Source organism: Candidatus Tumulicola sp., assembly GCA_036490475.1.
Taxonomy (GTDB): Bacteria; Vulcanimicrobiota; Vulcanimicrobiia; order Vulcanimicrobiales; family Vulcanimicrobiaceae; genus Tumulicola.
The window spans coordinates 1,307,083-1,330,215 of sequence record DASXDT010000006.1 but is presented as its reverse complement, the minus strand read 5'-3'; the positions used below and the strand labels follow the sequence as shown (position 1 = coordinate 1,330,215).

General features: G+C 61.9%; 21 protein-coding genes. 17 read left to right on the top strand and 4 right to left on the bottom strand.

Translation table 11 applies throughout. From position 1 onward, the window contains the following. Positions 1–6 precede the first annotated feature (6 nt). From VGF98_13885 to VGF98_13865, 5 genes are all read left to right on the top strand, one after another. Positions 7–1,215 (top strand): pilus assembly protein TadG-related protein, encoded by a 1,209-nt coding sequence (locus VGF98_13885; GenBank protein HEY1682731.1) that lies wholly within the window; start codon positions 7–9, stop codon positions 1,213–1,215. Positions 1,216–1,274: 59 nt separating this feature from the next. Then, entirely contained in the window at positions 1,275–1,688 is a 414-nt protein-coding gene (locus tag VGF98_13880) for a TadE family protein (protein ID HEY1682730.1), read from the top strand. After that, the gene (locus VGF98_13875) at positions 1,685–2,140 is read left to right on the top strand and encodes a TadE/TadG family type IV pilus assembly protein (GenBank protein ID HEY1682729.1); all 456 of its coding nucleotides are present in this window, start codon (positions 1,685–1,687) and stop codon (positions 2,138–2,140) included. The genes VGF98_13880 and VGF98_13875 overlap by 4 nt, the downstream gene beginning before the upstream one ends. Positions 2,141–2,173: 33 nt before the next feature. After that, positions 2,174–3,562, top strand: coding sequence for a hypothetical protein (locus VGF98_13870; protein HEY1682728.1), 1,389 nt, complete (start codon positions 2,174–2,176; stop codon positions 3,560–3,562). A 130-nt stretch (positions 3,563–3,692) separates the two neighbouring features. After that, a complete protein-coding gene (locus VGF98_13865; protein HEY1682727.1) occupies positions 3,693–4,298 on the top strand; it encodes a hypothetical protein in 606 nt (201 codons plus the stop codon). A gap of 24 nt (positions 4,299–4,322) precedes the next feature. On the opposite strand, the gene VGF98_13860 is transcribed toward VGF98_13865, so the two are convergent. Next, positions 4,323–4,859 carry a fasciclin domain-containing protein gene (locus VGF98_13860; GenBank protein ID HEY1682726.1) on the bottom strand — a complete coding sequence of 179 codons (537 nt, stop codon included), beginning with the start codon at positions 4,857–4,859 and terminating at the stop codon, positions 4,323–4,325. Positions 4,860–5,009: 150 nt separating this feature from the next. Between VGF98_13860 and VGF98_13855 the strand changes: the two genes are divergently transcribed. The 4 genes from VGF98_13855 to VGF98_13840 all read left to right on the top strand — a co-directional run bounded on the left by VGF98_13855 (position 5,010) and on the right by VGF98_13840 (position 7,861). Further along, positions 5,010–6,062, top strand: coding sequence for an acyltransferase (locus VGF98_13855; GenBank protein ID HEY1682725.1), 1,053 nt, complete (start codon positions 5,010–5,012; stop codon positions 6,060–6,062). Between the two features lie 57 nt (positions 6,063–6,119). Further along, positions 6,120–6,530, top strand: a complete 411-nt coding sequence (locus tag VGF98_13850; GenBank protein HEY1682724.1) for a hypothetical protein — start codon at positions 6,120–6,122, stop codon at positions 6,528–6,530. A gap of 142 nt (positions 6,531–6,672) precedes the next feature. Beyond that, the gene (locus tag VGF98_13845) at positions 6,673–7,713 is read left to right on the top strand and encodes a hypothetical protein (GenBank protein ID HEY1682723.1); all 1,041 of its coding nucleotides are present in this window, start codon (positions 6,673–6,675) and stop codon (positions 7,711–7,713) included. Continuing rightward, complete coding sequence (locus tag VGF98_13840) at positions 7,691–7,861, top strand: hypothetical protein (GenBank protein HEY1682722.1); 171 nt, start codon at positions 7,691–7,693, stop codon at positions 7,859–7,861. Before VGF98_13845 ends, VGF98_13840 begins: the two co-directional genes overlap by 23 nt. 15 nt (positions 7,862–7,876) lie before the next feature. On the opposite strand, the gene VGF98_13835 is transcribed toward VGF98_13840, so the two are convergent. Beyond that, entirely contained in the window at positions 7,877–8,866 is a 990-nt protein-coding gene (locus tag VGF98_13835) for an alpha/beta hydrolase (protein ID HEY1682721.1), read from the bottom strand. Positions 8,867–8,983: 117 nt separating this feature from the next. On the opposite strand from VGF98_13835, the gene VGF98_13830 reads away from it, so the two are divergent. From VGF98_13830 to VGF98_13810, 5 genes are read left to right on the top strand one after another with little or no spacing between them, the layout of a single operon-like run. Further along, complete coding sequence (locus VGF98_13830) at positions 8,984–9,289, top strand: PadR family transcriptional regulator (protein HEY1682720.1); 306 nt, start codon at positions 8,984–8,986, stop codon at positions 9,287–9,289. Further along, on the top strand, positions 9,286–9,624 hold the full coding sequence (locus VGF98_13825) for a hypothetical protein (protein ID HEY1682719.1): 339 nt from the start codon (positions 9,286–9,288) through the stop codon (positions 9,622–9,624). Before VGF98_13830 ends, VGF98_13825 begins: the two co-directional genes overlap by 4 nt. After that, a complete protein-coding gene (locus VGF98_13820) occupies positions 9,612–11,750 on the top strand; it encodes an aspartyl protease family protein (protein ID HEY1682718.1) in 2,139 nt (712 codons plus the stop codon). The genes VGF98_13825 and VGF98_13820 overlap by 13 nt, the downstream gene beginning before the upstream one ends. Before the next feature lie 39 nt (positions 11,751–11,789). Then, positions 11,790–12,881: an ankyrin repeat domain-containing protein gene (locus tag VGF98_13815; GenBank protein ID HEY1682717.1), complete on the top strand. Its 1,092-nt coding sequence runs from the start codon at positions 11,790–11,792 to the stop codon at positions 12,879–12,881. Next, positions 12,881–13,900: a hypothetical protein gene (locus tag VGF98_13810; protein ID HEY1682716.1), complete on the top strand. Its 1,020-nt coding sequence runs from the start codon at positions 12,881–12,883 to the stop codon at positions 13,898–13,900. Before VGF98_13815 ends, VGF98_13810 begins: the two co-directional genes overlap by 1 nt. Here the strand turns inward: VGF98_13810 and VGF98_13805 are convergent. Both VGF98_13805 and VGF98_13800 read right to left on the bottom strand, forming a co-directional pair. Then, the gene (locus tag VGF98_13805) at positions 13,887–17,021 is read right to left on the bottom strand and encodes a UvrD-helicase domain-containing protein (GenBank protein ID HEY1682715.1); all 3,135 of its coding nucleotides are present in this window, start codon (positions 17,019–17,021) and stop codon (positions 13,887–13,889) included. The two genes, VGF98_13810 and VGF98_13805, sit on opposite strands and share 14 nt — an antisense overlap. Next, positions 17,018–19,939, bottom strand: a complete 2,922-nt coding sequence (locus tag VGF98_13800) for an ATP-dependent DNA helicase (GenBank protein HEY1682714.1) — start codon at positions 19,937–19,939, stop codon at positions 17,018–17,020. Before VGF98_13800 ends, VGF98_13805 begins: the two co-directional genes overlap by 4 nt. A gap of 156 nt (positions 19,940–20,095) precedes the next feature. Here VGF98_13800 and VGF98_13795 point away from each other — a divergent pair, with 156 nt between their 5' ends. From VGF98_13795 to VGF98_13785, 3 genes are read left to right on the top strand one after another with little or no spacing between them, the layout of a single operon-like run. Beyond that, on the top strand, positions 20,096–21,844 hold the full coding sequence (locus tag VGF98_13795; GenBank protein HEY1682713.1) for a S53 family serine peptidase: 1,749 nt from the start codon (positions 20,096–20,098) through the stop codon (positions 21,842–21,844). A gap of 44 nt (positions 21,845–21,888) precedes the next feature. After that, the gene (locus VGF98_13790) at positions 21,889–22,845 is read left to right on the top strand and encodes a WYL domain-containing protein (GenBank protein HEY1682712.1); all 957 of its coding nucleotides are present in this window, start codon (positions 21,889–21,891) and stop codon (positions 22,843–22,845) included. Between the two features lies 1 nt (position 22,846). Continuing rightward, the gene (locus VGF98_13785) at positions 22,847–23,131 is read left to right on the top strand and encodes a putative quinol monooxygenase (GenBank protein HEY1682711.1); all 285 of its coding nucleotides are present in this window, start codon (positions 22,847–22,849) and stop codon (positions 23,129–23,131) included. The last annotated feature ends 2 nt before the right edge of the window (positions 23,132–23,133 follow it).

Here is a 23,133-nt window from a genome sequence, read left to right as displayed (position 1 = left end):
TCCGTAATGATCGCAAGTCACTCAGAGCGCGGGCAAGTTCTACCGCTGATCGCCGTCTCTCTCGCAGTGTTGATGCTGTTCGCCGGCCTGGCGGTCGACGTCGGCTATTGGTCGTACCAGCAGCGCCAGCAACAGAATGCAGCCGACGCTGCCGCGCTCGGCGGCGCGCAAGCGCTGCTGGCCGCGGGGTGTAGCAGCGCAACATCCGCGCAAACCGCCGGACAGCATGATGCGCAGGCGAACGGCTACACCAACGGCAGCGGTGGTGTCACGGTAACGATCAACAGCCCGTCCGTAATCGGCCCGTACGCCGGCCAGAGTTGCTCGGTCTCGGCAGTTGTCACGAACACCAAAGTGAACCGCTTTTTCACGGGTATGCTGGGTCAAGGAAAAACGATCCCCGTTTCGACTCAGGCAGTTGCCACGTTGATTTCGAACAACAACGGATGCATCTTCCTGATGGATCCGACGAAGACGTTCCAGCTCAACGGGGTGAACATCACAGCTCCGACCTGCGGCATCATGGCCAACAGTTCGATGGTGCAAACGAACGGCGGAACCGTATCGGTCGCCGGCTTTGGATACGCGCAGTCATTGCAAAACAACGCCACGTCGTTTCCGAAAGCCACGCCACAGAAAATCCCGACTTTCGCCGATCCGTGTTCTGAAATTACGGGTTGCTCCTATTTAGCCGCGAATCCTCAGCCTACGTCGAACTGCCAGTCGGTTCAACTCAACGGTGGCTCGAAAACGATCAATGGTGGCACCATTAGTAACCCCGTGTGTTTCAGTCAGATTCAAGTCAACGGCGGAACGCTCACGATGACGTCTGGAATCTACACCATGACGGGCATCTTTCAACAGAACGGCGGCAGCGTGGTCGGTAGCAACGTTACCTTTTACAATGCACCCGGCGGCTCTCTCCAGTTCAACGGCAGTTCTGAAGCGTTTACGCCAATGACGACCGGTCCGACAGCGGGCGTCTTGGTCTACCAAGTCCCCTCAAATACGAATATCGTACAGTTCAACGGTGGAACGAACAGTCTGGGCGGACTCATTTATGCGCCGGGTGCGATGGGCCAAGTCAATGGAACCGGTGGTCAATACGCGGTGATGGTGTTCGACACGATGCAGTTCAACGGAACGAACACCGCCGATTACGCAGGACCCACCACCGGAAACTCGCTCATTAAAAACCCGACGTTGGCGCAATGATTGCAAGAACTATGATTCACTTGCTGCGAACATTACGCCGTTGCGAACGCGGCACGAGTATGGTGGAATTCGCGATCTTGGCGCCGGTCATGATCTTCTTGGCAATCGGCATGATCGATACCGGGCGGTATGCGTATTATTCAATCCTAGCTGCCAACGCGGCGCGAGCCGGCGCACAATACGGTTCGCTAGACCTCGAGCACGTTTCGCAAGCCGTTCCGATCGCCGCTGCCGCGACTGCCGACGCTCAGTCGCTAGCGCAGTTTCATACGACGCCGACGTGCCTGGTGGCCGTCAATAACGGCAGCATGTCGGCATGTCCGACCAGCGGTTCGTCACCCTTAACGCCGGGGTCCGTGTATTACGTCCAAGTCACGACCACCGGCTCGTTCACGCCGTTGTTTCCCTACCCAGGCATTCCGAATCCGGTTACCGTCACCGGCAGCTCGACCATGCGAGTCGTGAATCAATGATCCGCGCGAAGCATTCCGAGCGCGGCGCGAGTATGGCCGAAACGGCGATCACGATGAGCGTCGTGCTGCTGCTGTTATTCGGCATCATCGACTTCGGCCGCGCAACCTACACGTATTCGTGGGTCGCAAACTCCGCTCGTCTGGGAGCGCGTTGGATGATCGTTCGCGGCTCGCTGTCGTGTACCAGCGGCAACGGCTACGTGATCGACAACTGCAGCGCGGGAAGCACCGGGCTGCAGACGTACGTCCAGAGCCTCAACACCGGCATGATGACTACGAGCAGCATCACGGCAACCGAGACGCCTGTGTCGTGTCCGACCGGAGCGGCGACCAACGGCCCCGGCTGCGTCGTCTCGGTGACGGTCAGGTATCCGTTTGCGTTCATCGCGCCCTTCTTCCCACGGGCCGGGATAGCGATGCAGAGCACATCGCAGATGGTCATCTCGCAGTAGGTTCGTACGGAACGCGATAACGGCGCCCTCGTTGTGCGCGCACACGGGGCATTAGTTCCGAGTTCATCCATCGGTCCCGGAGCCGCCGTTCAAACGCTTTCGGGCACTGTAACGGCGCTCTTCGTCTTCGAAACCTACGATCGACGGACCGGCGTCGCCTTGTACGGTTTGCGGATCGTCAACCAAAGCGCGTCGACGCTGATCTGCCGCATCTGGGCCGTCACGCGAAGCGCGTCGCCGGTGCTAGCATATCCGTTGCACTTCGAAATTAAGCCCTTCTCTACAACCGCAGCACAGGTTCCGGTACGTCCCCGCGAGTTCGACTCGTTCGAGCGCGCGATGGCCGAAGTAACCGGCGACGATGTGCGTTGTCTCGTGCAGAGTGTCTCGCTGCCACGGGCGCCGCGTCGCGGTGCCGGCTCGGCGGCCGTCGCATGCGGCGCATTTGCGCTGCTGGCCTTAGCGGGCGTCGTTGCCGGCGCGACGGCGCTTTCCGCCGCGCAGCCGCACATCGCGGCCTTTGCCGTTCCGCCGATGGCGTTATCGGGCACCACCGTGCAGGCCGAGTACTCCGCATCCGGCGCCGGAACGCTCGCCTACAAAATCACCGCTCCCGACGGACACCGGCTGCAAGGCGGAACGCTGGCCGCGCATTCGGGCGCGATTCCGGTCGCACTTCCAGCGTCGACGGATTCCGGTGCCTATACGCTCCAGATGTCGATGCAAGGCCCGTTCGGAAACGCCAAAGAGGTGCGCGTGCTCAACGCGCTGCCGCTCAAGCGTGGCGGTGGAGCGCAGGTCGCCAGCGTACAGGTATCGCCGATTGCGGCCAAGCCGGGCCAGCCCATCGCGGTTTCATATGCGGCGAACGCCGACGACGGTTACGTGCGTCTGACCGGGAGCGACGGGGTCATCTGGGCCCAGAAGCCATTTTCACGCTCCGGCAGCACGGCGTTCGTGGTGCCGCCGCTTGCCGGCACGCACGAGATGCGCGTCGTTGTCCATGTAACCAAGGGCGGCTCGGCCGCCGAATCGAGCGCCGGATTCATCGTCGCAGAGGCTCCGCCGGCGCCGGCTGCGGCGGTGGCCGCCGCCCCGGCCGCACAGATCGCCGGCGACGACGGCTCCACACAGATGTCCAGCGCGGAAGCAGGCGCGAACGGCACGTTCCAGGTAACGACGCCGGTCGTACTGTCGGGCGGGTCGATACACGTCCAAGTCCTCTCCCCTCGCAACGACATGCGGATCTCCCTCAACGACGCCACCCACGAGGTCACCGGGCGCATCGTCGGGTCCGACGCAACGACGATCACGCTCGTCGCGCCCGCGGTCAAGGTGCCAACGCGGTTTACCGTGATGGCCAACTTCACCGACGGCTTCGGCCAAGAAAGTATCGTCGAACCCGTTACCGTCCGGCCGTAGTACGCTCCTTAAGCGGGGGCTGTCTCAAAGGCTGAATTCTGGGTACTAACGCTATTGGCTTTATTAATTATTTATTCAAACGGGCTATCTTGAAAAAAAGAAATCGACCCAGGAGTCAGAAGGCGATAGAATGACACCGAGACCCGCATCAAATTTACTCACCATAGCTATGGCTTTAAAAGAGCCGATCGATCGCGATTGGACGTCCGGAAGTAAACGACAAACGGGCACTAATCTGCGAGTTACAGAAGATACCGCTTTAGCCAATCGCCTGCGCGTGCGCGGACTTGCAGAAGTATTGCAAGCACCGACGCGCGGCCGGCAACCCGCAACGGGTCGCCCCAAATATATTCTAAAACTCTATCCCAACGCCGACGCACCGAAGCCGGTATCGGCCTCAAAAGCCATACGCCGTATGCCTACGAGCAGCGACGGGAAACGCATTCCGTGGTATTTATTGGCATCGCTTGCCGAAGCTGCCGTCATGGAATGGAACAGACAGCGCTCCACCGTCTCGAAACAAATCGATGAAGAAATCGAATCGATCGAGGCTCAATTGCGCTCGACCCGGGACCGTCTTGAAAAGAAACGCTTGGCCGACGCTTTGCAAACCGCTCTTCACGCCGACGAAAATCTGGACGCGGAAATAACCAAAAGGGTCTATACCAAATTAGCTAATTCACACGAGGCTTATTCCGACTTCGTAGACGCCGTCGATTGGGCGGCGCGACGGTAATCCCCGTCGCGCCTCCAGCCGGTATTAGGGGACCAAAACCGAGTTGATTACGTGGATTACGCCGTTGGACTGATAGACGTCCGCGGTCGTGATCGTGGCCACGCCACCGTGTGCGTCGGTCAGCACGATCGAGTTGCCGTCCATGGAAGCGGTGAGGCTCTCGCCGTCGACCGTCTTGAGCATGGCCTTACCGCCGCCGGCCGAGATCATCTGCGCGAGCTGCTTCGAATCGATGCGGCCCGGAACCACGTGATACGTGAGGACCTTCACTAAGAGGGCTTTGTCGCCGGTGACCTTATCGACGGTCGCCTGCGACAGCTTTGCGAACGCGGCGTTGGTCGGCGCGAACACCGTGAACGGCCCCGGACCCTCGAGCGTCGCGACCAAGCCTGCCTTCTTCACCAAGGCAACCAGCGTCGTATGATCTGGCGAGTTCATCGCGTTCTGCACGATGTTCTTGCTGGGGTACATGGCCGCGCCGCCGACCATCGGGTCTTGCATCGCACTTTGCGCGAAGGCGACCGTCGTCACGCTTCCAGCGATGACGAGCGCGAGCGCCATGCTCTTGAGTCTTCCCATCCATCCATCTCCTTGAGGATCGTTGTGTATGTCAGCTTCACAACGAGCCCGCTCGGCAGATGGATTGCCTGGCGACACAGTCTCTAGGCCACGTCGAGAATCGCCTGGGGTGCCGTGGTATATTAGTGGCCTGTGAAAGCTCTCGGTCAGCTCGACTTTAAGTCGAACGCGATCGGCTTCTTGCGGCTTCTATTAGCCGTTATCGTAGTTTGGTCGCATTCGTTCTCGATCGGACAGTTCGGTTACCGAAATTTCGACCCGATCTCTTCGTGGAGCCACTGGCAGTTCACGGCCGGTGAGCTGGCGGTCGGGGGATTTTTTACACTGAGCGGTTTTCTCATTACGCGAAGCCGCGAGCACCTGGATAGCACCACGTTCCTGTGGCATCGCATCCTTCGGATATTCCCCGGCTTTTGGGTGTGCCTTATCGTGACGGCGTTCGTCCTCGTTCCAATCGCGTACGCGCATGAGTTCGGGACTTTGCACGGCTACCTTCGACTCGACCCATGGCTTTACGTTCTCAAGAACGCTTCACTCGTAACGGTGCAGACTTCTATCGGGAATATCGGATCTAACGATTTTATAAACCAATCGCTGTGGACGCTGCAATGGGAGTTTATCTGCTACCTGATGGCGTCTATCATAATCGGCTCCTCGACTGCACCGTGGCGCCTTCGGATCGTCGCTATCGGTACCGCGAGCGTGATGCTGACGATAGCGATTCTCATCGTTACAGTGCCGGATGCCGCCTACGGTCAAATCAACACGCTGGTTCTGTTCTTGTACTTCGGCTGTGGTTCGCTGGCGTACCTCACGCGCGATCGAGTCCCCATGCGTTGGTGGATCGTCGCGGCCGCAGTAGTTGCCACAATCGCTACGGGGCCGACCCCGGCTTGGCGCGTGGTCGCGCCCCCGTGTATTGCGTACCTTGCGCTATTCGCCGCTGCGAATCTGCCGATCAAAGGCTTCGACCGGAAGGTTGACCTGTCGTACGGCATCTACATCTATGCCTTCCCGCTGCAGGTGTTGCTGTTCACCTTTGGATGCAACACCTGGGGGTTCGTTCCGTATTTCGCTCTGTCGCTAGCGGTTTCGACGGTCGCCGCGTATCTTAGCTGGACGTTCGTGGAGCGTCCCGCTCTTTCGCTAAAAGCCCTACACTCGGTTTCCAGCGGCGAACTCTAATGGCGGGTTTACCCGGCAAGAGAACTATTACGTGCGCCCGGCCGTTGTACTACATGTATGAAGGCAAAATCCAGTCGCGCGGCGCTGGCGGCAGCGTTGTTTCTGATCTTCGGAACCGCCATTCCGGCCACGGCCACTACTACTGAATCGCCCGCGGTTCCGATGCCGTACGTGGCTGCCTTTACACCCTCGTTCGGCAACCAAGGCGTCCCCTATTCGGGCAAGATGCAGCTAACGATCGACGACGGATACGTAACCGGCACCTACACCGGCACGTCGGTGCGACCCGATCCGCTGAACGGACGGATCGTTCCGATCACCGGAACGGTCGATCGCAGCAGCGACAACGTACAGTTCAAGATCGGCGGCGCGCTGTCGTTCACCGGTCAGATGTTCGCCGACGGTACGATTTCGGGAACCGCAGATTACCACGGCCAGCTGTATGAGTTTATGGCAAAACCCGGCTAAACCATCGTACATACGTTCGATACATTTCGACGTCGATAACGAACGTCGATGCACGTACGCAGCGCACGCCAAGCCTCCACCGCGCCAAACGGGTGGCGTGCGCTCCGTATACGCTACGTGCATGATGTGCGTAGTAGCGGTCATGAACCGCCGGGGGGTCGCACTGGCTGCGAACATGCCTGAAACGTTTTTTTCCATCGCGCCGGACGTTCCGGTGACGATCGTCGCGTTCGGCGCGAACGACATGATGGGCGTTCCGTGGGAAACGATCGTGCGCATGTACGCGCGACAACTCGGAACGCGAACGTACGCCACGCTCGAAGAATACGCCGCGAGTTTTTTTGCGTTTATCGAACGATCGGATGCGCTATGTCCGCAACTGCAGGCCGAGCGCGTTCGGCGATGCGTCGCTAGCCTATGGACGGATTACCGCGATCGAATCGAAGCGATTGCGGATCAACGCGCGACGACGTCCGCAGTCGAACGGCGCGCCGAACTCGCCACGATTCTGCGCGAAGACCGGCACGACTGCGAAGGCCGGCCCGGCGTAGCGGCACTAGGTGAGGGTTTCGGGGCGCGAGTCGTCGCGACGTACGGCGAACAGATCGACGAACTCGAAGACGAGGCGTTCGGCGATATGCAGCTCACGCGACAGCTACGCGCCCAGCTGCGTTCGGTTCTTGCGCTCATGTATGAAAAAGAGTGGTGCCACCCGCACGATGAGAGCGGGATAGCGATCGCCGGCCTGGGCGATGACGAACCGTTTCCGTCGGTGCTGGTGTATTCGGTCGGCACGGTGGTCGCCGGACGCTTACGCTACATGCTCCGTCAATCGGTGCGGATCGGAGTCGATCTCGATACATGCGTCGTCCCGTTCGCACACCGTGAAACGATCGACACGATCGTCGATGGGATCCATCCCGACCTGATCGGCGCGATACGCGGCGAGCTAAAAGCACTCGTCGAGGAGCAGCACGCCGCGCCGTTCATGGCCGCCGTGGCCCGGTTGCCACGTCGCGAGGTGGCCCGCATGGCCGAAGCGCTGGTCACAATGAGCACGTTCGCTGAGTCCGCCTGCGTGGCGACGCTTTCCAAGGCCGTTGGTTTTGCCTGGGTCACGCATGACAATCCGGTTCGTTATCCAAGTCAGGAGTTGTACCATGGGACCGCTCGATCCGAGTAACCCGAATTTCCCGGTCTACGTCGCACTGATGGAAGGCCGAAGCCCGTCGAGCGTCCCGAGAACGAGTCGCGCCGGTTTCGGCCTCATCCTCGCGATGGTCGTGGCCGCCTTTGCATTCGGCGGCGTTATCGCGTTCGTCATCTTTTAGGCGCCGGGCGAAGCCTCAAGCGAACATAAAGCCGAGCACCAGCTGGTACACCTCGGCAAAGTTGATATCGGAATGTGAACCGCTGGCGCCACCCTCGAACTGTTGGGTGCCGATACGCGCCTCGTGCGCGGGCGTCAGATCGGCAACGACCAAGCGCGCGGTTTGCGAAGCCGCTTGTTGTGCCGTAAAACCGATATTCACCGACAGCGCGTCCGAACCGCCAAACGCTGCCACGGTCGCCGCGGTTGGCCCGGACGAACCGAGCGCCGGCGTCGGATCGCCACCGTGAAAGATGTTCGCGATGCGCGCTGCGGCCGGATACCACGTGCCCAGCGCCTTATCCGCCGCCGAGGTGGTCATCAGCAAACGTAAATTCGAAATTCCGCATACCTGTTTGTAAATATCGGTCGGCTCGAGATTGTCGTGATCGGTAGCGGCTTGCAAGAGCACCACGCGAAACGAAATATTGTTGGGTACGGCAATCGTGCCGTTCGCGATATCGCTCTGCATGTCGTTGAGCGCGGAACAAACGACCTTGCAACCGAAGCTGTGGCCAAGCAAGAATAATCGTAGCGGCAACTCCGATCCGGCGCGCTGGCTCAACAGCAACCGCAATATCGAATAGACGCCGTTCTTCCCCACCGCATCGGCGCGATGTTCCATCGTGTAAAACGAGAAGAGCTGCAAGTCGTTGAGAAGGCTGGTCGGATCTTCGGTGATCTCCGACGGCCAATGGATTCCAACGCCAAGCGAGTTTTGCGGCGGATTGGCCATCGGACACGGTGACAACGCCTTCGCGAACAACACCTGGCGCGACAGCTCGATCGAAAACTGGTTGTAGAGATCGAGCGCGCGATCGGCATCCGTCGACCAGCCGTGCGAATAGATGTACACGTCTTGGAATCCAAACGGTTCTGGGGCGATGGCATCGGCAAAGACGACGTTCATCGTCGGGTCGAAAATCATGCCGTTTTCGTTCATCGGGACCGTGATGTAGTTCGACATTGAATCACCTCAGATGGCATACGCGATCCCTTTCGTATTCGCGTTTCTTTCGTCTATTGCTGCCGGCCACGCGAGGGCCGGTCGACAGACCCTTTACTACGTGCTACGATATATATCGTGTCGCGTACTATCGAACTTTCTGAAGAGGCCGTTCTGGTGCTCGCGTCGCTGGTAGGTGGCGCCAAGCACGGATACGCCATGATCACCGACGTCGAAGCGCATACCGGTAAGCGGCTCGGGCCGGGAACGCTGTATGGTATCGTGGCGCGTCTGGAAACCGCCGGCTACATCCGGCCGCTCGACGTCGAAGAGCGTGGGCGCCGTCCGTACCGCATCACGCCGGCCGGGAAGCGCGCCTATGAGGAGCGGCTCGAACGATTGCAGCGTTACGGCAAGGCGTTGCGCGCGTTGGCGACGTCATGAATACACGGCTCGCCAAATCGATCGCAACGCTGTATTCGCGCGATTGGCGCGAGCGCTACGGCGACGAATTCGTCGCATTGCTCGAAGCATTGCCGCCGTCGCCCGCGTCGATTGTGGATGCGTGCCTGCCCGCCCTCGCTCGACATGCGCGCCAGGCGGCCCTCACGGCCGTACTCGCTGTTTGCGCGGCCGTTCCGGTGGCAGCTTTGTACCATGCGCGACCAGCCGTTCGCGTGCCGGCGACGTATGCGGTGGCTCCGGCAAGAGCGGTGTGCCGGCCGTACCCGAAAGTGAGTCATAGCGCCTTTGCGGGGTGGCACCGATGCTTGGACTAGCGCTCGCAGCCGCGCTCTCGAACGGCGTTCCGTTCACGTTGCAAGATCATCGCATCTTCGTGCGCGCCTACATCGGCAAGGCCGGCCCGTTTGCAATGATCGTCGATACCGGCTCGGGCGGCCTTTGCATTACGCCCGAGGTAGCGCGACGGTTAGGTCTGCATTTGAAGCCGGCCGGATCGTTGACCGGTGCGGGCGCAGGCAGCCAAACCGCGATGAAAACGACGATCGGCGGTTTACGCGTTGGCAATGTAGCGTTCGCAAGCGCGCCGGCGTTCGTCATCGATTTTTCTCGCATCCGCCGCGGGATCGGCCTCACGCGTTTCGACGGCGTGATCGGAGTCGATCAACTTCGACGGTATCGCGTGGTGGTAGATATGGACGAGCGGCGCATTTCGTTTGCCGATGCGATCGTTGCGATGCCGGACGGTGCCACGCAAACGCCGTTTTCGTCGGCGGACGGTTTCTTGGACGTGCCGGCAAGCGTCGACGGCGTACGCGGAACGTTTATCGTCGACACCGGCGACCGTTCGCAGCTGACGCTCTTTCGAGGATTTAGCGAAACGAACGACTTTCCGCATTTTGCTACCGTTCGCAACGCGCTAACCGGATACGGCGTTGGTGGGCCGGTGTATGCCGATCTGCTACGCACGACATTGCAAGCCTTCGGCACCACCTCGGCCGATATAACGACGCGCATTCCGTTGGCGTACACCGGCGGCTTCGGATCGACGAAGCAAGCCGGCAGCATCGGCAACGGGTATCTCGAGCGGTTTAACGTCGTGTACGATTTTCCACAACAACGGATGGTCACGTGGCCCATGCGCTCGGCGGTGGCAGATACCTCGACCTTCCGGTTACCCCCGGTGCCGCAATCGCCGCGCGGGCCGTTAGCACGACACGCGTTATTCGGAGCGGCCGCGGTTCAAAAACCGGGCGGTGTCGCGCTCTCGGTCGTTACGCCTAACGGTCCCGCCTACGCAGCTGGGTTACGTCCGGGCGATATCGTTCGAAGCATGAGTGGGCGTTCGATCCCAGCGCCGGTCGATTTCTATCGAGTGGTGCACGATTCGGCAGCCGGTACGACACTCGACGTCGTCTACGTGCGCGACGGAAGTCCGCAGCACACGAATGTCGTGCTCGGCACCGCAAATAACGAAGCGTTCGACGGCGTCACCACCACCTACGATCGCATCGTCGTCGACAACTCGCTACGACGCGCGATCCTAACCGTTCCGAGCGGAGCACGAACGCCGGTTCCAGCGGTGTTGATTCTCGGCGGCATCGGCTGCTTCTCGGTCGACGTTGCAACCAACGCGCAAGACGCGTATTTGCATCTGTCGCGCGATCTGGCTCGCGCCGGAGTCGCAACCGTGCGCATCGAAAAGAGCGGCGTCGGTGACAGTCAAGGTCCGCCGTGTAGCCAATGTCGACTTCGACTCCGAAGTGCGCGGCTACGCGGCGGCGCTGGCCTGGATGCGCAGCAACCCGTCGATCGACCCCAAGCGCATCTTCTTGTTTGGGCACAGCATCGGGAGCGTCATCCGCCACGGCTGGCGCGCGACGGTGGCGTCGCCGGCTTGATCGTCGCCGAAGCGGTCGGTCGCGATTGGCCGGAATACGAGATTCGCAATTTACGTCGCGATCTAGAACTCGACGGCAGTTCGCCGGCCGAGATCGACGCCGCGCTCATCGAGAAGGCCAGTTGCATGCAGATGTATATGGTCCAAGGCCAACCCGAACGCGCGGTCGAGGCGACGATGCCGTCGTGCAAGACGCACGATTCGGTGTATCCCGTTTCGCAAGGCTACATCAGCGAAGTCGCGCAACTCAACGTGATCGAGCCGTGGATGAAGCTCGGTCTTCCAGTCCTCGCCATCTATGGTACGTCGGATTTCGAAACCGAAATCGCCGATCATCAACGCATCGTCGACGTCGTCAACACGGGCCGGACGGGATCCGCGACGCTCGTTACGATCGACGGCATGTCGCATTTCCTCGGAAAGGCCGCGACCACGGCGGTCGCCTACGCGGATTATGGAAAGCGCGTCGAGGAGTACGATTCGCGGCTCAGCGATGCCGTCGTTGGATGGCTACGCGAACGAGCGGGTTTGGCAACGCCCTAGAGGCAGGGCGAGGCCCACCATATCCCGCAGAACGGCGGCATGCCGACGCGCGTTTTGAACGCATCCACGACCTTTCCGGATATCGAACGACGGATGCGCGATCTGCTGCGCGATCGGAAATTGGCCACACCGCAAGCCTGCCAGCGCATTCGCGAGTTTCATCCGCGGTTTTCCGATGCATCCGACGAACGCATCGCCGAAGCGCCCTTTACCGAGGCAGATGCCGAACTGACGATCGCGCACGAATACGGGTTCGAATCGTGGCCCCGGCTTAAGGCGTTCGCCGAACTGTCCGAACGGCCCGACGTGTTCCAACCGGCGCATCTGCGCATCGAAGATCCGCTGTTTCGACAGGCCGTCGATCTGCTCGACGCCGGCGACGCAGCCGGCCTGCGAGGGTTGCTGCAACGCAATCCCGGCCTGGCGACGCAACGCCTGCACCTCGAAGGAATGAACTATTTTCACGATCCGACGTTGCTCGAGTTCGTCGCGGAAAATCCGACGCGGAACGGACGTCTGCCGTCGAACGCACCGGAACTGGCGCAAATCGTGATCGACGCTGGTGCGAAGAACGATCGCCGCACGCTGACCGATACGCTCGCGCTCGTCGCGTCGAGCGCCGTTGCACACGAAAGCGGCATGCAACCCGAGCTCGTCCGCGTTCTGTGTAACGCCGGTGCCGATCCGAACGACGCGTTGCTCGCGCCGCTGATCTACGGCCAATTCGAAGCCGTCGAAGAGCTGCTTCGCAACGGGGCGAAACTCGATCTACCGGTCGCCGCTGCCACCGGGCGCCTGCGGGAGGCGACCGACGCGCTCGCCACCGCGACCGAGCTCGAACGGCAACGCGCGCTGTCGCTCGCGACGCAATTCGGACACGCCGATATCGTTCGGCTGCTGATCGAAGCCGGCACCGATCCGAACCGCTTTTCGCCGCCGCGGATGCATTCACACGGAACGCCGCTGCACCAAGCCGCGCTGAACGGAGATCTGGAGCTCACGAAATATCTCGTCCAACACGGGGCCCGCACCGATATCATCGATGTTCGGCACGACGCCACCCCACTCGAATGGGCGCGATACGCCGGACACGATCACGTAGCACAGTACCTTACGGAGATAATGCGTTAATGCAAAAGCTTCTTTCGGTCGTTAGTTTGGCCGCGCTGGTTCCCCTCAGCGCGTGCGCCGGGCATTCCACCCTTCCATCGACAAATTCCATCGCCGCTGCCCGTTCGTCGGCAAAGCCCGACAAACGCGGCGTGGTAACGATATATCCCGATACCTTCGGCGACGCGACCCCGGCCGGAATCGTCGCCGGTCCTGACGGTGCGTTGTGGTTTACCGATCCCGGTAACGACGTGATCGGCCGAATTACGACCGATGGGACGTACACGCTGCAACAAGTAACCGGAACCGAGGTCGACCCCGGAATCACCGCCGGACCCGGCAACGATCTGTGGTTTACGCAAGGGATACAAGAGGGCGGCATCGGCCGGATAACGACGCGCGGCAAGGTAACGCTGTACAAAGATCCCGGCGGAGCGTATACGCAAGCGATCACCACCGCTGCTGACGGAACGTTATGGTTTACCGAAATCAACGGAACCGTCGGTCATCGTTTTAACAATGGAAAGATCCAGCGCTTTACGGTCGGTGCGAGCAATGCTGCCCTTGAGGGCATCGTCGAAGGCCCCGACAAGAATCTGTGGATCGCAGAATCTGGGCTTGGATCGCACTATTCGAATCACGTGTATCGGCTGACAACCAGGGGCAAAGTAACGAAGTACACCGTCGGTGCGGGACCTCAGTCGATCTGCGTCGGACCGGACGGCGCACTGTGGTTCACGGAAGAATTCGCGGGCGCCATCGGCCGGCTGACGACCGCGGGGAAGCTGACCGAATACACCTTGCCGAGTCCGCACGCCGACGCGTACGCGATCGCTACGGGGCCGGATGGCGCGCTATGGTTCACCGGCGCCACCAATACCGGATATATTGGCCGCATCACGATGTCGGGCAAGTTCGCCTTTTACAACGTCGGCTCTGGATTCACGTCGCTGTCGGGCATCGCGGCCGGTCCCGATGGCGCAATGTGGTTCACGTCATCATTATCGCCAGAAGCGATCGGCCGTATTACCGTTCGCTAGGCGCGTGGCAAGGCGCGCCGTTGTACGGACACGTCGAGCAATGCGGTCCCACCTTGGCTTCGTCCGAACGAAAGCCGTCGGAATCGCGTAGTAGTCGCTCGAGTTCCCGCGGCGCCGTGGGAATCGCATCGCGCCACTGCGCTTGCGATTCCGATAACCGCAGAATCCGAGCGTGCAGCCGTTCGCCCGCGTAGCGCTCGCGTGCCGCACGCGCGTACAAGTCGAGCTGCAGCCCGTAATACTCGTCGGCAATCGCCGTGCCGGTCTTGTAATCGACCACCAGCAGCGTGCCATCCGCATCGCGCGCGATCAAATCGATCACGCCACTTAAGCTGACGCCATCCACCTCGTGATCGAATCCCGTCTCGACCGCAACGAACGTTAAGCCATCGAGCACCGGCACGGCCTTCGCCAATACCGCGCGCGCGCGCGCACGATCCGCGTCGGACGCGTTGTCGAAGTCGACCAACGCGTTCTGCAGCGCCAGTTCCGTATCGATCGGCTCGCCGTCGATTCGTGCTTGTCCCCACAGTTCGAGCGCGCGGTGAATGAGCGAACCAAATGACGCCGGATCGAGCGCCCATTCGCTCGCCGCTCCCGGCGTTTCGCGTTCGTGCAAGCCTTCGAGTTCGGGCAAGCGCAAGCGGTACTTGTAGCGCGCCGATCGCGGACACGTCCGATACGTCGATAACGCCGTAAACGACGGTACGGGGGCCGGCACGTCGTCGAAGGGCAACCGCAACGGTTCGTAGGCTTCCACGCGCGTCGTTCGCTGCTGCACGCGTGCCGGTTCCTCGGATATTTCGACCGGGTACTTGGGCCAGGCCGACGCCGACCGGACGATCGCGTCGAAACTCGGATGCGTCCTTTTTTCGCCGCTCGGACTCGACACGTACAGCCGGTCGCGCGCACGCGTAAGCGCGACGTACAGCACCCGACACTCCTCGTCGGCGCGGCGCCGCTTGCGCGCATCCTCTTTGGCGAACTCTCCCGTTTGCGGGTCGTAGTCGCATCTCATCATAATGTTGCGTAACGTCAAACAATCGTCGATGTCGCGGCTCATAACCAGTGCGCCATGCCGGTCGTCCCAACGAACGGGGCCGACCGTCAGTCGATTCGAGTAGTGCATTGGGTCGGCGCCCGGAACGAACACCGCGTTCCACTCCAAGCCTTTGGCCTGATGCACGGTCATAACGGCTACGCCGCCGGCATCCAGATCGGCTTCTTCTACCGATTCCTCGAAATCGACGCAGCGCTCGCAATAGCGAACGAACTCCGGCAACCTCGGGTCGACCGCGTCGGCGGCAAAGCGTTGCGCCAAGAGTTCGAACGCGCGCAAATTCGCCAGTCGCTGCTCGGCTTGCGTATCGCCGGCGTACGATGCCGCCAACGGCACCGTCGCAAAGAGCCGCCGGACGCCGAGCGTCGCCGTCTCCGTGCGCCCCGGCAGCAGTTCGGTCAGCCACTCGCGCACGCTCCGCAGCTTGGCGCGAACCCGCTCGTCGAGCCGCTCGTCCGCGGTACCATCGAGCACCACACCGGCCCAATCGCGATCCGCGCACGCCGCGATTTGCGCCAACCCTTCGTCGTCGAGACGCACCTGTGGCGATTGGAGTACCCGCACCAATGCGAGCGTCAGCGCGGTCGGTTTACCGAAGTCGGTCAACAAACGCAGCCACGCGCGCGCATCGCGAATCTCGGGCATCTCCAGTAGGCCCGAACGGCGGTCGAGCGCGACCGGAATACCGCGGCGCGCCAGCGCGCGTACGTAGCGATGTGCGTGCGTGCGTTTGCGCAATAGCAACGCGATATCGCCGGCGGCGACGTTCTCGGTACGCAAGCGTACGATCTCGTCGGCGATCGCATCCGCCTCGGCTTCGATGCGCTGTGCGATCGGAGCGCCCGGCGCGCCAAATACGCCGGCAAATACGCAGGCCACCGGTGCCGCGCCGCGCCGGGCCGTCATCGGGTCGCCCGGTTCGAATTCGCCGGCGGCCGCCGACAGCGCGCCGTGCGCAACGGCGAGAATCTGCTCGGTCGAACGGCGGTTCTCACCGAGTGCGTACACGTCGTCGGCGCTCTTTGCGAAGCGCTGCATGATCGATGGATCGGCGCCGTTGAAGCCGTAGATCGCTTGGCGGAAATCGCCGACCGCCATCACGCGCAGCAATTCGCGCTCGGGGTGTTCGGGATCCCCAAACAACGCTCGTAGAAACGACATCTGCGCCGGCGCCGTGTCCTGAAACTCGTCGATCAGCACGTAGTTCCAACGGCGGCGTAACGTCGCACCGATCTCCGGGTGCGCTTCGAGCAACGCGGTCGCTTGCGTTAAGAGATCGGCGTAGGTCGCGGCTTGCGCTTCCTCGAGTCGGCGATTGAATCGCCGATACACGGCAGTGGCAAAGCGCACGTTGGAGGCTTCGCGCTCGGATTCGATGCGGCGTTGGCGTTCGGTGCGTTCGGGCTTGGGAATGTGAGCGATCGGTTTGCCGTTCTTTCCCACTTGCCAGAGCTGCCCCCACGGTTGAGCACCCAATACCGCCGCCGCTTTGAGTCCTTCGCGTTCGAACGTTTCGGGATCGATACCGGCTTGTTTTAGCCTCAGCACCAACGTCGCGAACGCGCTGCGCAGTTCGGCTGGTTTGATTTCGAACACCGGAAGCGCGTCGACCGGCGCGTTCAAAACGCCGTCGAACGCTTCGTCCATCACTTCGTCGAATAACGCGCGTGCCTCGGCATCGGCCAGCGGACGCGGCGGCGCCGCTTCGCCGTGCGCGTACGAGAACTCGTCGAGAATCCGCGACGCGAGGGAGTGGATCGTGCAGCACGTCACGCCGTGCGGATCGTCCTCGGAGTGCTCTCGCTCGCGGTCCAACGTCCGTAAAATGCGTTCGCCGATTTCGGCAGCGGCTTTGCGCGTGAACGTGACCACCAGCAACTCTTCGGGTCGAATGGCGCCGCTCGCGACCAAATACAATGCGCGTAGCTCGAGCGTCGTGGTCTTTCCGGTGCCGGCGCCGGCGTCGATCGCGCGGCGGCCGTCGGCCGGTGCGGAGATGGCTCGCAGTTGTTCGGCGGTGGGTTGCCGTTCGCCGAAGATCCGAACGTCGAACGCGCTCATTCTTGTGCGTCCACCGCTTCGAGCGCGCCATCGCATATAGCGTAGAAATTGCATTGCTGGCAGACCCGCAAATCGCCGGTCGTGCGTTGCATCGCCTGCGGCCGAACCACCGCATCGCTAAAGCCGGCGCGCACGGCGTCGTCGACCCGAGCCAACAACTCGACTTCTCCCGTACGGTCCAGACCGTCGAACGCGATGCTGCCGCCGTCCTTGCCGCGCAAGTAGATCAGTTCGACTTCGGGATCGCCCCCAAGCGCGCGCCGGTATAACGGCAGCTGGACGCTGGCGATTTTCGGCGTTGTTTCGCCGTAGAGCTTGTCGTTTGCGACCGCGTCGACCAGCTTTTCCAATCCGGCCTGGAGCTCGTTGTATAACCGGCCGGTCTTGTAATCGACGATGCGCGACGAGCCATCGTCGAAACGGTCCATGCGGTCGAGTTTTCCGATCGTCTCGTTACCGTCGACGTCGGCCTCAACCCAGCGTTCGATCGACTCGATGGTAAACGGACGCTCGCGTCCGTGCGCGATCGTTTCGAGGACGTAGGTTTCGAGCATTCGGTCGGCACTGGCGCCGGCGGCATCGCTCTCGAGCTTCCAATCGAAGCCGGCGTCGAGCCATACCTCGCGCCGAATCGCACGCATGCGCTCGTTCCACGCCGACGCATCCGAGTCGCCGTCGACGCGTCCGTACTCGCGGTGGAACCGTTCGAGCGTTTTGTGAACCAACGTGCCGAACGTCATCGTAAACGCGCGTTCGCTCGGCAAACGGACGACGGCCGAATAAAAGAACTTGCGCGGACACGAGAACCAGTCGTCGATGCGCGTTACGCCGATGCGCTTCGGCAGCGTTACGGGACGCGGTTCGAAGGCCGGCAGCAGTTTTGCCGCACCGTCGAACAGCAGTGGCGCGCGATACGGCTCGGCGTCCGCCAAGCGATCGCGCTCGTGCAACGGTAAGAATCGAGACGGCGCTTGCGGCGTTCCGTCGATCCCGTGGGCCGAAAACGTAACGATCAGCTCGCGCTTCGAACGAGTGACGGCCACGTAAAACAGCGAGCGTTCTTCTTCCACGTGTTCGGCCGGCGTAGCGCCGAGATCGCAGCCGAGCCTGCGCGACAGCACTAGATCGGATTCGTCGAGAATGCCTTCGCGCCGTAGCTCGACGGGCAAGTGTCCGTCGGCCGCATCGGCCAGCACGATGGTATCGAACTCGAGGCCCTTCGACGCGTGAATCGTCAGCACGCGCACGGCATCGCCGTCGCTCGACTCGTCGGCTTCGTCGGGCCACTGCGCCGAATGTTCCAGCAACGCGGATAGCACCGCATCCGAGTTTCCGCCGCGGCCGAGCCGGCGCTGCGCCGTTGCGATATCTTCGAGTGCTTCGAGCGTGCGGCGCAGACGGCGGCCGGCGCGACGCGCGGCGGCATCGCTCGTGTCGAGTACGGCGCCCAGCAGATCGAGCCCGATCGCGAGGCCGTTGGCGGCTCGATCGACATCGCCGCCTTCCCATGCCGTGCGCGCTTCGAGCAGCGCGTGCCGCACCGCGCCGGCGTCGACCCGTCCGGAACCGCACGACTGTAGCACGTCACAGGCTGCATCGATGCTTTCGGGTTTCGCAGCGTGCAGCGCACGAAACGCTCGCAACCGCGGATAGCCGAGCACCGGCGACGCGAAGAGATCGGCCCAGCAATCGAGTTGCGACGGATCCGCGACGACACGCAGCGCATCGAGCAGCGTTCGTACCACCGGCTCGTGCACGATCGCGTCGCCGCCCGACAGCGCCACGCGAATGCCGCGCCGTTCGATTTCCGCACGAACGAAACTGCCGAGCGGTTCGAGCGATCGCAGCAGCACTGCGATTTCCGATGGCGCAACGCCGGCTTCGCACGCGGCTGCGACTCGATCGGCGACCAGCGAGGCTTCGTCGAGCGGCGTTGCAGCCACGAGTACCGACGCGGTTCCGCCGTGCTCGACCGCGGTCGTCATGCGTTGCGCATCCGGTAGTCCCGGAATCGCATTGACGATGTCGCAGATCGCCTGCGGGCAGCGCCGCGATGCGTCGAGACGCTCGCGATGCATGTGCAGCGTTCGTACGGCGCGCTCGATGGCATCGCGCGCGGCACCGCGGAAACCATAAATCGCCTGCGCCGGGTCGCCGACGGCAAACACCGTCGCATCCAGCGCTTCGACCAGCCGCACCTGTTGTGGATCGGTGTCTTGAAATTCGTCGACCAACACGTGGTCGTATCGATCGCGTAGCCAGGCATGCACGCGCGACGTTGGATCGGTCGCCAACGCGGTGGCGCGTGCGACGAGATCGTCGTAGTCGGCGATCCCCAGGTCGCGGCGCAGTTGCGAGAGTCGTTCGGATACAAGTATGCAATCGCGCAAACGTTCGCTGCCGTCGCGCGCCAATTCGGCGCGCACCGAATCGCCGGCTCGCTGCAAATCGGCGACGTAACGCTCGGCATCGCGCACGAACGATGGCGAACGCAGCACTCTGGGCGCGAAGCCGCGCGCGGGGGTCGACGAAAATGCTTCGCGCAAGACCAGCTCGGCGACCGGACGTTCGACCAGCCGGCCCGATGTGAAGCCGGGGCGATCGATGCCGAGCAGGCGCGACGCGAACCCGTGGAACGTGCGCACCTCCAGCCGGCCCGAAACGCCGGGCAAGCTACGGCCGATCCGATCGCGCAGTTCGCGAACCGCTCGCCGCGAGAACGTGAGCGCGAGGATGCGTTCCGGCGGCACGCCGGATTCTACCAGATGCTCGAGCCGGCGAACGATTACGCTCGTTTTGCCGGCGCCCGGAACCGCTTCTACGGCAAGATTCCCGGCGTCGTACTTCGCCAGGATATCTTGCGCGCCGGACAAGTCCACGCGCGTCATGTGGAGTGATGCGTCCTGTTTGCCGTTCATCCTACGACGATCGTACGACGAGCTAGTGCCAGACGCATGGCACCACGGGAGGCTGCGTTGTAGCGGGGTGATGCAAAGGTAGGGCTGGCTCCCCATCCCCACGGTAGCCCGGCAATGGTAGCATCGCCGTACAGCGTTCTGCCACAAGGAGCAATTATGACTTCTCGAACCAGGTGCGCCGCGGCAATTGCCGCCGTGCTTTTCAGCGCATGCTCGCGCAATTCGGCCTTACCGCCGAGCGCCGGCGGCGTGGCAGGCACAAACTTCCAGTTTCCGTCACAGGCCGCCGAGCGCGCCGGCAGCATTCGCTTTTCCGTCGCGCTACCGTTGCGCCATGAGGCCAAGCTGACGCAGTTGCTGGAAGGGCTGCAGGATCCGTCCTCGGCGACCTATCGCAAGTTCATTTCGCACGAGGAGTTCTTGCGCCAATTCGCGCCAAAGGCGCGCGCACTTGAGGCAGTATCGCGGGAGTTGACACGGGCGGGGTTTCAGGTGTCGATCACCGATCAGGCCGTCGCGGCATCGGGCACGCAAATCCAAGCCGAGCGGTATTTCCACACGTCGTTGCAAGCCGTAGGCTATGGCGCAACGACGGTGCTGACTCCCCAGACGCCGCTGGCGCTTTCGCCATTGCTCGTCAGCAGCGGCGCGTCGGTCATTGGCCTCAACGGCATTCCACCGATGCACGTTTTCTCGAAAATTGCTCCGCTGCCCGACGGCGCTCGACCGCAAAACATTTACGGCAAGTACGGTCCGTATTATGCGGTCGATCTGAAGCAGGCGTATGCGTATCCGAGTTACTTGGATGCGACCGGAGACGGGGTCACCATTGGCATCGTGATCGATTCGCCGGTCAGCCAGTCGGATATCGACGACTACTTTAGCGCCGAAGGTTCGAACGTGGCGCCTACGATCGACAACGTGAAGATCGATGGCGGCGGCAAATATGGCGGCGACGGAACGGGCGAAGCCACGCTCGACGCCGAGCAATCCGGAGGCATGGCCCCGCGCGCGAACATTGACGTTTTCAATACCCCCAGCCTCAACGATTCGGACATCTACGATGCCTATTCGGCGATCGTGAAAGACAAGAATATCGTGGTGGTCAACTCGTCGTTTGGCGGCTGCGAGCTGGCGTTCAAGAGTGGTAACGGTCTCCAGGAGCTCAAGAAGTTCGATGCGGTCTTCAAACAAGGCGTATCCGAAGGCATTACCTGGGTGGCGGCCAGTGGCGACCACGCCGAATATCAATGCGGTTCCAACAATCAAAAAGGCGTGGTATGGCCGTCGGTGAGCCCGTACGTCCTCGGCGTCGGCGGCACCAATCTCACGACGTCGTACGCCAAGAACGATCCGAATTCGAAGTACGCCCACGAGGATGCGTACGCCGACGTTAAGCCGGATGGCGGCGGCGACTACTGGGGATCGGGCGGCGGTTACAGCGAGATCTACGCGCGTCCCTCGTATCAAAACGGAGCTGTTCCCGAAAAGGGACGCGGAACTCCCGACGTGTCGGTGCACATGGGCGGCGAAGGCTTTAGTTCCGGCGGACAGAGCTGCCAAGCCCAGAAGTGCAACATCGACGATAGCAGCGATATGGAATATGTGGAAGGCCAATGGACGCAATCGATCGGCACGTCCGCGGCATCACCCGATTTCGTGGGCCTGCTGGCCCTCACCGCCGAGCTCGTAAAGGGCAAACTCGGTGCGGTGAACGCAGAGCTGTATAAGGCGGCAGCCAAACGACCGAACTACTTTTTCCGCAAGGGACTCAAAGGCTTCAACGGTTACCACACGACGACCACGTTGTGGGACCCGGTGCTAGGACTCGGCACGCCGTACGGCGCGCGCATCGCCGGGGCAAAATCGGTCGCCGGCGAGCCCACGTCGCGCTCGAATCCCTAAGAGAGACGGCAGGCGGTCGCGCCAATGCGTCGCACAATCGCAGCATGGCGGGCCGCATAGGAAAGCCCCGGAAATCCGGTCTTCCCGCGCCCGCGACGGTGCGCAAGATCGGCATTTTGCTCGATCTGGTTCGCAATCGGACGATTTCGTTGCGCGCGTGCGAAACGTTGTACGGCGCATCGGAACGTACGGTGCTGCGCGACCTGCAAGAGCTGCGCAAGATCGGCACGAGCACCGGCTTCACCATTAGCGACCGCGCGCACGGCGATTCGTTTTCGCTGTCGAAGTTCGATGCGCGTCCGGCCAACTTAGTCGCCGGCGAGAAACGCTTGCGAGCGTTGATGTCGGAACTGTTCAAGGCGTTCGGCGGCCCAGTGGGCGATATCGCCAAAGGCCTCGAGGGCGGCGACGCACACGAGTCGTTTATCCAGTTCGTGCTTCCAAAGTTGGTCGCGCAAGCCACCGTTACGACCGTCTTCGAAGAACTCGAGAAAGCGTGGAGTAACAACGCGCGCGTCGAGTTCACCTACAAGGGCGAAAGGCGAACGGTCGAACCGGCCATCGCGTTGGTGCGCTCGGGCCGCTACTATTTAGTAGGTCGCGACGTCAAACTCGGTCGCAACGGCTGGCGCAACTTCGCCATGGACCTAATCGTTGGCCCGGTGAAACGCGCGGGAACGTTCACGCGCACCAAACCGCCGGCGCGCTATGTCTCGACCGACGCGATCGGGTTTTTCAAAGGCGACGGACCGCTGCAGACGGTCGACGTGACGTTTTCGAAGGCCGTCGGCGACGCCGCCGCATCGCGCCAATGGCAGATCGGGCAGAAAGTGCGTCACAACTCCGACGGCACCGTGACGATTTCGCTGGAAGTTGACGACGTCGATGAGGTGGTGCGCTGGGCGTTGAGTTATGGCGGAGATGCGTGGATCGCCGCGCCCGCCTCGGCGGTCGCGAAGGCGAAAGGGCTGGTCGAGCGGCTGAAGCAACGCTATCGCTGACATGCTGATTCAATCGATCCATTACGAATTCGCGCCCGAAGACGGCGACCGCATCGAAGAGATCTTTCGGGAGCTTCGCGAGGCATCGCGCAAGGAGCCGGGCGTCATCCAGTTCGATATTGCGCGCAGTAAAGAGCACCCCGAACGATTCGTTTTGTGGGAAGTCTACACCGATGAAGCCGCGCTGGCCGCGCACACCCAAACCGAGCATTTCAAACGACTGGCACTCGGCGGCGTACGGCCGCTCGCCAAGAACCGTATCGCGGAGAACGCCGTTCCGATTTAGCC